At 34.7% G+C, this 12788-nt stretch carries 10 protein-coding genes; 3 read left to right on the top strand and 7 right to left on the bottom strand.

Annotated elements, in window-relative coordinates:
* Window positions 1–19: 19 nt before the first annotated feature.
* The 3 genes from B5X53_RS05645 to B5X53_RS05635 form a co-directional block, all read right to left on the bottom strand.
* Window positions 20–475 (bottom strand): MarR family winged helix-turn-helix transcriptional regulator, encoded by a 456-nt coding sequence (locus tag B5X53_RS05645; RefSeq protein ID WP_079712268.1) that lies wholly within the window; start codon window positions 473–475, stop codon window positions 20–22.
* Window positions 476–480: 5 nt separating this feature from the next.
* Window positions 481–906 (bottom strand): DoxX family protein, encoded by a 426-nt coding sequence (locus B5X53_RS05640; RefSeq protein WP_079712267.1) that lies wholly within the window; start codon window positions 904–906, stop codon window positions 481–483.
* 253 nt (window positions 907–1159) lie between these two features.
* Window positions 1160–2233 (bottom strand): PAS domain-containing sensor histidine kinase, encoded by a 1074-nt coding sequence (locus B5X53_RS05635; protein ID WP_232764132.1) that lies wholly within the window; start codon window positions 2231–2233, stop codon window positions 1160–1162.
* Between the two features lie 424 nt (window positions 2234–2657).
* Between B5X53_RS05635 and B5X53_RS05630 the strand changes: the two genes are divergently transcribed.
* The gene (locus B5X53_RS05630; protein ID WP_079712265.1) at window positions 2658–3989 is read left to right on the top strand and encodes a phage integrase SAM-like domain-containing protein; all 1332 of its coding nucleotides are present in this window, start codon (window positions 2658–2660) and stop codon (window positions 3987–3989) included.
* 453 nt (window positions 3990–4442) lie between these two features.
* Here B5X53_RS05630 and B5X53_RS05625 read toward each other — a convergent pair whose 3' ends face one another.
* From B5X53_RS05625 to B5X53_RS05615, 3 genes are all read right to left on the bottom strand, one after another.
* Window positions 4443–6308, bottom strand: coding sequence for a UvrD-helicase domain-containing protein (locus B5X53_RS05625; RefSeq protein WP_079712264.1), 1866 nt, complete (start codon window positions 6306–6308; stop codon window positions 4443–4445).
* Window positions 6301–8304 (bottom strand): ATP-dependent nuclease, encoded by a 2004-nt coding sequence (locus tag B5X53_RS05620; RefSeq protein WP_079712263.1) that lies wholly within the window; start codon window positions 8302–8304, stop codon window positions 6301–6303. Before B5X53_RS05620 ends, B5X53_RS05625 begins: the two co-directional genes overlap by 8 nt.
* Window positions 8305–8420: 116 nt before the next feature.
* On the bottom strand, window positions 8421–9599 hold the full coding sequence (locus B5X53_RS05615; protein ID WP_079712262.1) for a Shedu anti-phage system protein SduA domain-containing protein: 1179 nt from the start codon (window positions 9597–9599) through the stop codon (window positions 8421–8423).
* Between the two features lie 186 nt (window positions 9600–9785).
* On the opposite strand from B5X53_RS05615, the gene B5X53_RS19305 reads away from it, so the two are divergent.
* Together B5X53_RS19305 and B5X53_RS19300 are read left to right on the top strand one after the other, a co-directional pair.
* Window positions 9786–10226, top strand: coding sequence for a transposase (locus tag B5X53_RS19305; protein ID WP_232764131.1), 441 nt, complete (start codon window positions 9786–9788; stop codon window positions 10224–10226).
* Between the two features lie 564 nt (window positions 10227–10790).
* On the top strand, window positions 10791–11039 hold the full coding sequence (locus B5X53_RS19300; protein WP_232764130.1) for a hypothetical protein: 249 nt from the start codon (window positions 10791–10793) through the stop codon (window positions 11037–11039).
* A gap of 323 nt (window positions 11040–11362) precedes the next feature.
* Here B5X53_RS19300 and B5X53_RS05605 read toward each other — a convergent pair whose 3' ends face one another.
* Window positions 11363–12253 (bottom strand): hypothetical protein, encoded by an 891-nt coding sequence (locus B5X53_RS05605; RefSeq protein WP_079712261.1) that lies wholly within the window; start codon window positions 12251–12253, stop codon window positions 11363–11365.
* Window positions 12254–12788 lie beyond the last annotated feature (535 nt).

The following is a 12788-nucleotide window of genomic DNA, read 5'->3' as shown; positions in this document are numbered from 1 at the left end:
TTATCAGTAAGTTAGTATATTATCTGCTATTTTTCTTGTCTGAAAGGATATCGATCCATTTATCGAGCGTATCCTTTAACAGCATTACTTCTGTGAGCGTTACATCTTCCGTTACCAAAGTATTTAGCAATTTCTCTGGAATTGGAAGCGCATTGTTCTTTAGTGCTTTTCCTTTTTCTGTAAGCTGGATAAATACACTTCGTTCATCTTCTTTAGAGCGGGTGCGCTTCAGTAGATCCATTTTCTCCATTCGTTTAATAAGCGGAGACAAGGTATTGGTGTTTAATAATAATTTTTCACCAATTTGATTAACCGATAATTTATCATTTTCCCATAATACCAGTAAAACCAGGTACTGAGGATAAGTCAAATCCATTTCTTCCAGGAATGGTTTATAGGCTTTTGTAATTAGCCTGGACACCGAATAAATAGGAAAACAAACCTGATTGTTTAATTTTAGTTGCTGATCGTCCATAATATTTATTTTTTTGAATTTCTCCAGGCTTCCCAGGCGCCGGAAGACCATAGTGCCCAGGCTATAAGAACTGGTTGAAAGAAAAGCCTAATTAATCTTGCTCTATCTGAATCTAAAGCTCCGAAGGCATCTTTTCTGTCTAAATACTGAGCGATATTGCCGGGAAAAATAAGTATAAAGAAAATAGCTAACGCCCAACCTATTATCACACGTTGCTTTTTCCAAAATAATAATGCCAGACCTAATGCCATTTCAACTATTCCAGACAAAATAACTACCAGATCTTTGCTTAAAGGAACCCAATCTGGAACTTGCGCCTGGAAGTCTACTCTATTAAAAGTTAAGTGACTAAAACCGGCGAAAATCATGAATATTGCCAGCAGGATCCTGAAAATATTTTGTGCTCGTGATGTTTCAGATGCTCTCTTCATTATTTTTATTTATATCGTGCAAAACTATATCGCACACGATGCAAATATAAATAGTTTTATGCCATAATAATATTATTTGTCATAGTTTTAACTTATCGACAATAGTGGTATCTGTCTCTTCGGATTGATCCTAGAGATTTTAAGAACAAAAATGAAGAGAAACTGAGTTAGGCTGGAACAGCGTTTGGAAATGGTTAATTAAACGATTCGGAATCTTTGGGCAGGTTTTACAGAATTTGGAATAAGTCTTTTCTTAATCTTTGAAACTTAATGTAAAAGTAGTGCCAACTCCGGTCTCGCTCATAACATCAATTTCACCTCCCAAGCTATCCATATAACTTTTTACCAAATATAACCCAATACCCTTGCTGTCTTTATTTGCAGTGAAAACCTGGTGCAATCCAAATATTTTATTTTTATTTTTTTCCATATCGAAACCAATTCCGGTATCTGAAAATCGAATCTGAGAACCCCCTTCATTTCTTTTAGAACTAATAGATATTCTCGGTGGAAATCCAGGTTTAGCATATTTTATTGAATTTGTGATTAGGTTTAGGAAAATGCTGTGTAAATAAAATTGATTGACCTTAAGGAATTCAATTTCCGAAAAATCAATTTCAACGCAGGTCCCGGTCTCTTCAATCAAAGAACGAAGGGAACTTAAGATAGTATAAATAAGTTCTTTCAAATTTACCGGCTGCACACTGGGTTTTAGCAAATTATTTTCTTTAAGATGGTCTACCTGATCATTTAAAGTGTCTTTTAATTTATAAACTGAAATTTCTAATAATTCAAGACATGATAATGTTTCTTCATCCTGGATTTTAGAGCGGTCTAATAAATTAACGAGTGAAATCAGGTTATTTACCGGAGATCTTAAATCGTGAGCAGTGGTATAGCTCAGTTGCGTAAGTCCTGAATTTTTTGAAGTAAGGTCTCTTATTCGAAAGTGACGATCTTCTTCCAACTTTTTTATATGGGTGATATTTTTCGAAATGGCGTAGATCAATTCTTTTTCAGGAACAGGAATAGAGGTCCAGGTAAGCCAAACAATTTCCCCTGATTTGGTGATATACCTATTTTGAAAATGTAACAAGGGTAATCCTTCTAAAATCTTTGCTCTTGTTTCGGCCGTTTTCTTTTTATCCTGGGGATAGACAAAATGGCTTATAGGACTGGCAAATAATTCTTCCCGGGTATAGCCCATTAATTTTATGAAAGCCGGATTTATTTTCCGAAAGTATCCATCAAATCCAGCAATACATAAGTAATCGTGAGAGCGCGAAAAGAAAGGTTCTAGGTCAAATTCATTATCAATATTTTTCACATCCATTATAGGTTGGGGCTTCAGGAGTAAAAATAGGGAAAAATATCAGGAACTTTTGGGATAAAATTAGGCTTGATCCATAAAATTCCTCATAGATTACTACCAAACCAGATACTTGATATGAATTCCACCTGGATTCTGTACTTATTCTGTACTAGGTGTAAAATAGAAAGGCTTCACATTTCTGTGAAGCCTTGTCTTTGCTAGTAGCGGGAACTGGACTCGAACCAGTGACCTTCGGGTTATGAGCTGGAATTAGAGGGACAGTAAAATCTACCAAACCCCCATAAATACTATGTTTTCCAGGACTTTACATTTTTATTGATATCAAAAAATACCAGGTAAAATGGAATTATTCTGTACCTATTCTGTACCCTTTTTTAAAAAATAACCCTATATTTAAAACATTAAAAATTAGATGGTTATGACAAATATTCAAGTAGTCTTGCGTCCCAACAAAATGAAGAAAAATGGCACTATTCCTCTTGCCTTAAGAATAAGCGAAAATTACAAGACCAATTATTATTTTTTGGGCCATTCGATTTTAGAGAAAGATTGGGATGAAACGTTGAAAAAAGTAAAAAAGACCCATCCAAACCACAAAAAACTAAACTATTTTCTCAACAAGAAGATTACCGAAGCACAAGATTTGTATTTTCATTCAGAAGATGATTTGACGCCCAGACAGATTAAAAACAAACTAAAAGGGCCGGGAGGTTCTCAATCTTTCTTTGCAGTAGCGGCTGAACGTGTAAAACAGAAATATGATAAAGGAACTTTTTCTGTCGCGAAATCTGAGCTATCTATTCTATATAACCTGGAAGAGTTTCTGAACCTCAAAACCAATCAAAAGAAAGAGGAGGTTATAAAATCAATAAAAGAGCGAAGGCGAATACGAGTGAGTAAGACCAGAAAAGGTGAATATTCTTTTGGAGAGGCTATTACCTATTTTAAGAGAAATACCCGACTGGAGTTTCGGGAAATGAATGAATCATTTCTAAATAAGTACAAAGCCTTCTGCTCCACTCACATGGGACACAAGACCCGAACCATCACAAACCAACTTATTTTTATCAGAACCCTCTTTAATGTTGCTATAAAAGACGGGATTGTTTCTCAAAAGTATTATCCTTTCGCGGGCGAAAAAGAAAAAATCAGAATTGGCTCAGGAAATAAAATTGGATTGACTGCTGAGGAAGTTACCAAAATAGAAAATCTTGCAGTGGAAAGTCATTCTTCGATATGGCACACCAGGAATGTCTGGCTTGTTTCCTTCTACTTTGCAGGTATAAGAATTTCAGATGTTGTAGCCTTGAAGTGGACAGATATAAAAGATGGCCGCCTGTACTATGTGATGAATAAGAATGAAAAACCATTGAGCTTTAAAGTACCGGACAAAGCCAAAACCATCTTTAATCTCTATCTGATGGATAAGACGGAAAACAATGGCTATATTTTTCCATTTTTAAAAGATGCTGATCAACAGGATCCAAAAAGCCTATTCCTTAAAATGAGGAACGCTACTAAGGTTTTAAATAAATTCTTGAAACGAATAGCTGACGAGTGTGAAATAGACAAAAACCTCTCAAACCACATAGCCCGTCATACTTTTGGAAATATAGCCGGAGATAAAATACACCCCTTAATGTTACAAAAGCTTTACCGGCATAGTGATCTAAAAACCACACTAAATTACCAGGCTAACTTTATTCATAGAGATGCAGATGATGCATTGGACAGTGTAATCAATTTTTGAATTCAAGAACTGTTAGGGGAAGTTTACAAATTAATTTCCTGCATTTATATTTTAGGATTAAAAAAAGTAACTCAGAGCCATTTATTTAAAAACGCCTCGCTGCTGCGTTAGAACCCTGAATGCATCTACAGTATTAAGAGTCAATATAATTCTAAAAAAAATGGCCAAATCACGCAAATTTGGATTACATACAAAATTTAGACGCAATAGACACACTCTGCAATTGTGGAGCCGGTGCTTTTCTAAATTTCATTTTCCCTCCATCTAAAAGATCATAAAATCTCTAAAATTTTCTTTTGGATGATATTTACTTCAGCATCATAAGTTTCGAGAAAAAACCTTTAGAATTTTCGAAGTATTTGCTTGTATAAATGTGTTAACATTAGGCACGAAGAACGAACCTTACACAAACCACTTTCCGCTTATGTTTTCTTAGGTGTTGTTATGCGCTTTTTAATATCCTCTTGATTTATAAATATTTTTGTCACTACCGAATCTATCGTATAGTGTATCCCAAAAACGAGATGGCTGATATTTTTTTAACCATGGGCCTCTTCGTGTTTGTAGAGTGTGTTTTTTAGAACGTATTAAAATACATTCTCGTTTCGCTCGGCTTACACTTACATAGCATAAACGATGGGCCTCTTGCATTTGCCTTGATCCCTCTTCAATCATATAAGTATATGGAAACCTTTCTTCCTCCATACCTAACATTATTACTGCCTCAAATTCAAGCCCCTTTGCACTATGTCGAGTTGTAATAGTAATCTCGTCTTCTGGCTCACCTAAGAATGCAAATCTTCTTAAGGGGGCATCTTTTAAGTTTTTATTTTGTGCCTCATCTAACAATGCATTCAAATTATCGTTCTCTTCTGGATAACGATCTGAATTACTCAGTAGATCTTTTAAATCTAATTCTGAAAGAATAAACTGCAACCATTCAAATACTATGGTTTTTGCTTTACTCTCCATTAATACTTTATGGAAAAAGACACGTTGACGAATTACTTCCCACATCGCTCGTTCACTTTCATGAACATGGAGTTGTAATTGCCAAAAACTAAATAGTTCGTCAAAAGATTGAATTTTGTTATCTAAACACCATTGTGCACATTCCTGCAACCAGAACACAATATCACTATTAACAAAATCCCATTTGACAATATAAAATGGGATATTATTCTCATTAAGTTTAGTTGCCATTTTAACAACATCATTTGAAGATGCAACCAATATTCCTATTTCATTGTATGAAATTCCCTTCTCTTTCAACTTAGGAATAACTTTTTGGGCTACAACTTCATATTGAGGTCTCATTTCCGACTCACAAACAATGAATGTGAATTCTGCCTCTTCATCTATTCTTTTCTTAGCCGAATACTCTGGCCTTGGGGGGGCTACTGTCAGCATATCAAGGGATCCTTCGATTATATCTTGATTACTCCTATAATTTGAAGTTAAAGGAATAGATTCAAAATCATCAATACCATCTAGTTCCTCCAAAAAGTCTGGATAGGCTCCATTGAATCCATAAATTGATTGATTCATGTCTCCAACTGCAAAAATTTTAATAGAAGTAACAGCCTGGAGTTCTAATACCATTTCATGTAAGGCTTTCCCTAGATCTTGATATTCATCAATAAGCATCCAGGGAAATTTAGCTTCTAATGATGTTTTGATAAAATCTTGCTCACGAATCATCAAAGTGGCACTATTAATCATTCCAACAAAGTCCACATGTCCAGCATTTTCCAATCGCTTTTCGTATTCCTTTGCTGCTGCTGCTTCGAATGCATCAATTTGAACATTTACTTGGCTTAAGCCTATCGCAGATAAACTTCTCTGTCGATTAATATTCATTTTGTACCCTATAAATTGCTTTGTAGTAATTTCATCTGTTTTAATACCCATTGAAGACAATACACCACGAAAAATTGAATTGGACAATTCATCAGAAGCAATTTTCAATGGAAGAGGAACATTGTATTGTGGGAAAAGATGAGTAAATGGCTGTAAGATATTAATCAAACAAAATCCATGCATTGTACCAATGAAATCATTTCCATTCGGACGGTAACCATATTCCTTGAGCCTCTTCTTAAGTTCTCTAACTGTTTCCCTGCTGTAACTAATGCAAGCCAAACCCGATGGATAATGAATATTGGACTTTAATAATTTAATCGCTTTCAAAGTCAAAATACGAGTTTTTCCGCTGCCTGGTCCGGCTATTACAACAGTGTCCCCTTTCGAATTATAAGCATTCCATTGGCTTTTATCAGATTGAATGAGTTTTAGGTCAATATAAAATTTATCATTCATGAGCGGTTGTTACTTTCTTTATTATTTCATTAATCGCAGATTTAATATAGTCCGGTACAGAATTTAATGTCATGTGTGAAGTAAAACGTTGAGCAAATCTACCCTTACTCACATTACTTTCAATTTTGGATAATGCTGCCCAAAAATTATCTTTATCCAGTTCTTTATTAAAGTTCCTTTGTTGCCTTTCCCCTCCTGGTCGAACTTCTGAATAAACTTTTTTTAAAATTTCCTTCCCCTCATCACCTCCTTTTATCATTACATCAATTTCAAGAGTATAGAACCCTACAAAACAACCTTTGGCTTCCAGCAAATCAAATTGACCTTGAATATTATCAGTTTGAATTTCTGCCTCGGATATAATTCCTAAGTCTACGTTCATTTTATTCATCAGTTCTAATCCTCTATATTGCTGTGATTCTTTTTCTTGCCACATTCGATGATAATGACGAATCCGTTTTTCTTTATCTCCTTCTGTTTTAATTTCCAAGTCGTAAAAATCGCCATCGGTTATCAAACACCATGGAATATCTAGTGCTTCAAGTATCTGAACATAAGGTTTGAAATTTGTTGAATGTACGTTACAAATCAAAATTCCTAAGTCATCTAAATAGGTTCCCATTAATTCAGCGGTTCTCGGAACAATATATTCCTCGGTTATTCCCTCCACAAGTAGAACCCCTTTTCCAAAATACATTTCCCCTCTTTTGGAATCTAGGTATCGTTCAATATCAGTTTTATCCTTAGAATCAATCATAAGGTTCGCAGTAGAGAAGACTTTAGATTCTCCTTTTTCATGCCTACAGTGAACAATTGATTCCAAAGGAGCTACGGCAGTTATATAGGGAGAGTGTGTAGTAAAAATGACAGATGTTTCACTTTTTTGCAGAACTTCTCTATAAATCAACCTTTGTAAAACTGGATGCAAATGTGCTTCCGGTTCTTCAACGGCTAAAATGGTTACTGAATGTAATTGATGATTATGTTGATCGAAGAACTCATACAATTGGTTTCTAACTTCCGCTTCAATATTATCATTTTGAATATAATTATTTCCTTTCGCATTAACTACATAATTTTCGGAGATTAATGTACTTTTTTCCTTAGCTATCAAATCATCATAAGTTTCTTTTTTAATGATTCGAGGCACTGTTTTATCTCTCAATAAAAGCATCATCAATGTGACATAAAGTATATTGCCCAAACCGAGACTCAATTCTGAAACTGGTCTACCCTTTAGTCCCATATAAACTTGTATGGTGTATAACAACCTTTCTGTATCTATATCATAGGGTCGTAAGTTTATTTCATTATCATGTTGTAAACCTGCTAGTGTTTCAAACCTATCCCCTATGATCTTTTTTACATCCTTGATTTCATCCAATGTAAGAATGTCTTCTGCTGCGTCCTGCATAGCTTCAGAAATTTCATCCAACACTTCCTTATCAATATCATATTGTTTGACAAGTTTGTAAAGAGGTGAGCGCTTATTCGCATTTAATTCTCGCTCAACATCTCTAAGCGCACTAATAACTTTAATATTCAAGAAATTTCGATCTTCACTTCTAAAAAATTTATCCTCTGTTATACCTTTAAATATCTGATATTTATAACTCAGGATTTCACCATTTTCATCTATCAAGGGAAAGTATTTGTATGTGAATCTTAATGTGGGAGGTTTTGTTGAAACCACTGCATCTTGAAATTGAGCTAATAACTGTCTGTTATGTTCATAATTCCGTATTTCTATTACTATTTTAATTTCCTCCCCATTCCCTTTAGGATCTTCTATACTATCATGAAAATCACTTAAACTTAACTCACGATCCATATCTGAGAAATCACGATCAAGAATTAACTGAACTGCTCTTAAAAAATTTGTTTTTCCAACATTGTTTTCTCCGATGATTACTTGTTTATGGTTTAGGTTTACATCAATTTCTTTGAAGTTTCTAAAATTCTCTATCCTAATTCGTGATATATATGGGCTATTCATAGTTTCTTTTTATTGCGCATAACGGTTTGCGATAAGCACAAGTTGCGCGAGTAAGGAAGCGGACTTATCGGCTTAAACGATTTCATTCTTGGTTTCTAAAATTACTCTTTTTCGACTCAACCCCTCTTTATTTGCGATGAACCGATGTTGTAGCTAGTTTTTTCGTTTTTTAAAATATCTCTCAAGCTTTTAGCTTTTATTAAAACATCATCATATGTCAGAATGGTTATGTTTCCATTAAATGCCTTGTTTCTTCTAATTAGACTTGCTTTTGTCTTTTCAGTTAGACTAGAGCTCCTACCGATTATTATAAAACCTTTAGGTGATATAAGACCTTCTAATCCATTTCTAGCATAGGCATTGTTTTTCTCAATCCAATCTAGCCAATCAATTACTTGTTGTTCTGCGTGTACTAAATAACTCGAAGGATTTCCTTGCTTGGTGAAAATATTTAAGTTGCTCGATTCAATTTCCATTAAATCAGTTAGTCCGTTGAATTTTTCTAGAGCATAATCTACTTCAAATTCAGAACCTAATTTGTGTTTAGGGATGATTTTAGCGTAGTCAAGCCCTAAAAGTATTGGATTTTCGGTAATACATTTTTGTAAATTATTTTCATTCCTCTTTGATGTATCTAAAAGGTTCTCTAATTGTTGGATCGCCAATTCTAACATTGTTAAAGTTCTGTGAGCATTATTTAATTTTAGGAATTCCTCTTTAACAACTTGTTTTAGCATTAATAAATCTGTTGGCGACCAAAATTTTGTTAAATCAATTTTTGAAAATTTATCGATTTTAAAGTCCTCCATTTTCTTTGAATTAACAGGGACTAATTTTACATCATTCCCTTTTTCATCTGGTGCAGTAAACCCATTTTGAATCAGTTTTTGATAATAGTTTGACAAATCCTTCTCAACTATTTCGTTATTAGGATAAATAGGGACTTCCAGAGCGGTAGCAATTCCTAATGTATTAATGACCTCTTTTTCAATATCAGTTTCATCTCCTTCAAATACACTATCAATAAGATGGTGGTAAGATATTTCTAATTTCTTTGTATCTAGCATTGGACAGATGTAATGAAAAACAGGAACTCCTTTTTTAATATCAAAAACTAATTCTCTAGTCATTTTCATTAAATCATAATCGGAACCAAATAGATTTTTCTCATTTGAGGGGTTTTTATCATTCCATATTTTGAGAAATTTTTCAAAATCAGAATCCATCGGACTTTCAAAAACGATAGAAAATTTTTCCTGCTTTTTCCATTTTGAAAGTCTATTTTTTTTCTTCATTTGATTCTTCTTAAAATTAACTACAACGACCCATCCTATAAAAACTGTGCGAGCTGGCGAGCGTGATTGTCCTCAGGACAATCCGCTAAGTAAGGGAGCACGGAATTTCGATTAGATACTGATTTTAGCATTGTTTTTATATATTGTGCCTGTTGCACAAGTTACAGAAATTAGTTAATTTCATGTATGCAAGGAAAAAAGGATTATCAGGAAAAACTCTTCACTTCTTTTAGATTAATTGACCGCATTCCAAAAGGAAATTTTTATCGACGTTTAAAGGAAACTCTGGATCTGGATTTTCTGTATCCGCTCACACTGAATTTCTATGGGCGAAGCGGCCAGAAAAGCATTGATCCAGTGGTATTCTTCAATATCTGCCTGGTTGGGTATCTTGAAAATATTACTACAGATCGAGGTGTGATGGACCATTGTGGTATGCGTCTGGACGTTCTTTCTTTCTTGGGATATGATGTAGACGAAGAAATTCCCTGGCACAGTACCATTAGCCGAACCCGGCAACTTTTCCCGGATGATATTTTTGAAGAAGTATTCACTAGAGTTTTAAGGCTGTGTATCGAAGCAGGTTTGGTTAGTGGGCATAACAGGCTAGAGATTCTGCTCCCGTAAAAGCCAATACTTCTATGGACAGCCTAGAGCTTAAAGTCCCAGCAGAGGATCTTGAATAGCATCTCTCAAAGCTGTGTGTGCAAAGCAGTAGGGACCGCAAAGCCAAAGGAAATAAAGCTCCTAAAAAACAGCAAAAAACAAAGGCAGTAAATACACTAGCAATAAAACCCATTACAGTCCAACCGATCCTGATGCAAGGATCAGTGTCGAACCCGGTAAAGCCAGAAAACTGAATTATCTGTGCAATATAGCTGTAGATATCGCAGCCCACGTGATCACTGATGTTCGGGCTTACCACGCAGATAAAAAGGATACTAAATACCTTTAAGACACCGCCAAGGAGATTAAACAGGCGTTTCCGCAGGGAAGGCCTGATCTGGGAAAATGTACTGGCAGATTCTGGTTACAGTAGCGGGGAGAATTATGAATATTTCGAAAATAAAGGGCTTACAACATTCCTCCACACGGGACCTACAAAGGTGGACCTGAAGGTTTCCAATACAATAAGCCGGTAATTACTTGCTTTGCCCCCAAGGCAAGAAGGTGACCTTTCGGAAACAGAAAATGGAAAACGGAAATTTAAAAGACAATTATTTTACTAAGAGAGCCGACTGTAAAGACTGCCCTATCAGGAAGGCCTGCATCGGGAAAAGCCACGAAAAAAGAATCAACATTACCGCTTATCACGAGGAATACGAAAGAAACATTGAAAGGGTAAAAATGCCGGCGCGGCCGCTATATGAAAGGCAAACGACAAAGCACTGTGGAACCTGTTTTTGGCACTCAGAGAATTTCTGGGGCTTCGGAAAATAAACACCATTAGAATTCCCCAGGTCAATAAATGTATGCATCTCGCTGCAATCGCTTATAACCTTAAGAAGTACTTAAAGTTTAGAACAAAGAAGGTTAAATCCGGGGCAGTTGCCCTGCAAAACTTTCAAAGCAGTTCCTCTTTTATTATAAGTACCCGTTTTTTGACTTTTCAGACTATGTCAAGACTCCTTTTTTCTCAACCTGAAATCTCAGCGAAAAACCAAGACTTGTTTAAAAAGCCGCAAATGGTCCTTAAAATCTCATTCTGAGAAGAAAATTAGAGGCTTGTGAACGGTTACTATTGTTGTGTGTAGTTACAGTATTCAAATAATTTTCTCGCAATTATAGATTCTTTCTTGTACATCTAATAAATTATGAAAAGCTAAGAAATAGACGGATTTGAAAGTGGTTGTTTGAAATCTCTGCTTTAGGTTATCTATAATTAGACTTTCCGTACCCATAAAATGATTTTTGTCTCCCCAGATTAACAATATTTCCGAGTTTCCACCATTCTTGTCTGAGTAGATCTTATTACAAGCTGAAATAATATCTTCTTCTGAAATTTGAATAGCATCAAATTCATAATCAATATAGACATTATTATCTCCGAAAAAGGTTGAATGATAACTAGAAGGTATGGGATATAAATTAAAACTGTCTGCCACTTTTCCGAAGATCTTTCTATCTAATTCAAAATTTAAATATTCTTTTTTCTCTTTTAATATTTGAATATTCTTCTCCATTGTAGCTGCTATTTCCTTAGCTACTTTTTTGCGCATTTTTGTTGAAAATTTTGGAGGCCGTTCTGTTTCCCACGGTGGATAAATCTGAATATTAATTTTGATTGGTGGCTTATATTCATTTGTGATAAATCTAGAAATATCTTCGCATAGCCTTTTTGTCTGATTAAAATTTGTCAAATGGTTATTTAATGTCAATTGAACAATCTGTATTCCATCCAATTTTCCATCTAAATGCACATAAGTATCTGGATTTTTGTGATCATCATCTGGATTAGGTGAAGAATATAACACTTTGCGCCTTTCTATATTTCGAAGAAACATTACGAAAAAACCAGTAGCATATTCTTCTAATTTTTTCGTGTCATGTTCATCAACCCATTTTTTTCTTCTAAAGAATGGTTCATTTAGAGAATAAGGAACTTTAAGCTTACCAATTATATGACTCTTTTTATGATCCTTATTTAATCTCATAATTTTCTATGCAATTACACACAACTCGTTATATCTCACATGATTTATCTTTTTAATAATAGATATAACGGGATAAACGCAGGTTTCGCTAAATATAAAACAATAAAAGAAAAGAAAAAACGGAAAACCATAAAGGAAAGAGGATAGAGATTGGTTAGGAGGAAAAAATTGGAAATATACGTATCTACAGTGGTTTATCTGGCCAAAAATCTTTAAAGAGCATTCAAGTATTACTGCAATTTCGTTTAAGTGGTTAAGGTTGTATTTTGCTCTTCTATTTTTTGATTCAACATGAGAAAGGAAACTATTACTTAAATAGATTTTCATCAGGAACTATTAATCGAAGTATACCCGTTCAGCCCATTCCCAATACATTCCGGGAATAACGCTTCTCTTTAAAGGTCTTGAACACCATCGAAGAAATTGCGACTTCCATTACGCTAACCCGATGAAAAATCGGAACGCTCCACTCCAGTTCGAAATTTTTCAATGAAGTCCGCTTGGTTGAACTTCCCATCATAGTCCTTCTTTCTCA

This window comes from Salegentibacter salinarum (assembly GCF_900168115.1).
Lineage (GTDB): Bacteria > Bacteroidota > Bacteroidia > Flavobacteriales > Flavobacteriaceae > Salegentibacter > Salegentibacter salinarum.
Note: the sequence above shows the minus strand (reverse complement) of the source record. Positions and strands in the feature narration are given on the sequence as shown.

Bases quoted from the DNA above. Each gene is read 5' to 3' on its own strand.
- B5X53_RS19300 (WP_232764130.1), top strand. From the start codon at position 10,791: ATGGAAAACGGAAATTTAAAAGACAATTATTTTACTAAGAGAGCCGAC.
- B5X53_RS05605 (WP_079712261.1), bottom strand. From the start codon at position 12,253: ATGAGATTAAATAAGGATCATAAAAAGAGTCATATAATTGGTAAGCTT.
- B5X53_RS05625 (WP_079712264.1), bottom strand. From the start codon at position 6,308: ATGAATGATAAATTTTATATTGACCTAAAACTCATTCAATCTGATAAA.
- B5X53_RS05615 (WP_079712262.1), bottom strand. From the start codon at position 9,599: ATGAAGAAAAAAAATAGACTTTCAAAATGGAAAAAGCAGGAAAAATTT.
- B5X53_RS05645 (WP_079712268.1), bottom strand. From the start codon at position 475: ATGGACGATCAGCAACTAAAATTAAACAATCAGGTTTGTTTTCCTATT.
- B5X53_RS05630 (WP_079712265.1), top strand. From the start codon at position 2,658: ATGACAAATATTCAAGTAGTCTTGCGTCCCAACAAAATGAAGAAAAAT.
- B5X53_RS05620 (WP_079712263.1), bottom strand. From the start codon at position 8,304: ATGAATAGCCCATATATATCACGAATTAGGATAGAGAATTTTAGAAAC.
- B5X53_RS05640 (WP_079712267.1), bottom strand. From the start codon at position 906: ATGAAGAGAGCATCTGAAACATCACGAGCACAAAATATTTTCAGGATC.
- B5X53_RS19305 (WP_232764131.1), top strand. From the start codon at position 9,786: ATGCAAGGAAAAAAGGATTATCAGGAAAAACTCTTCACTTCTTTTAGA.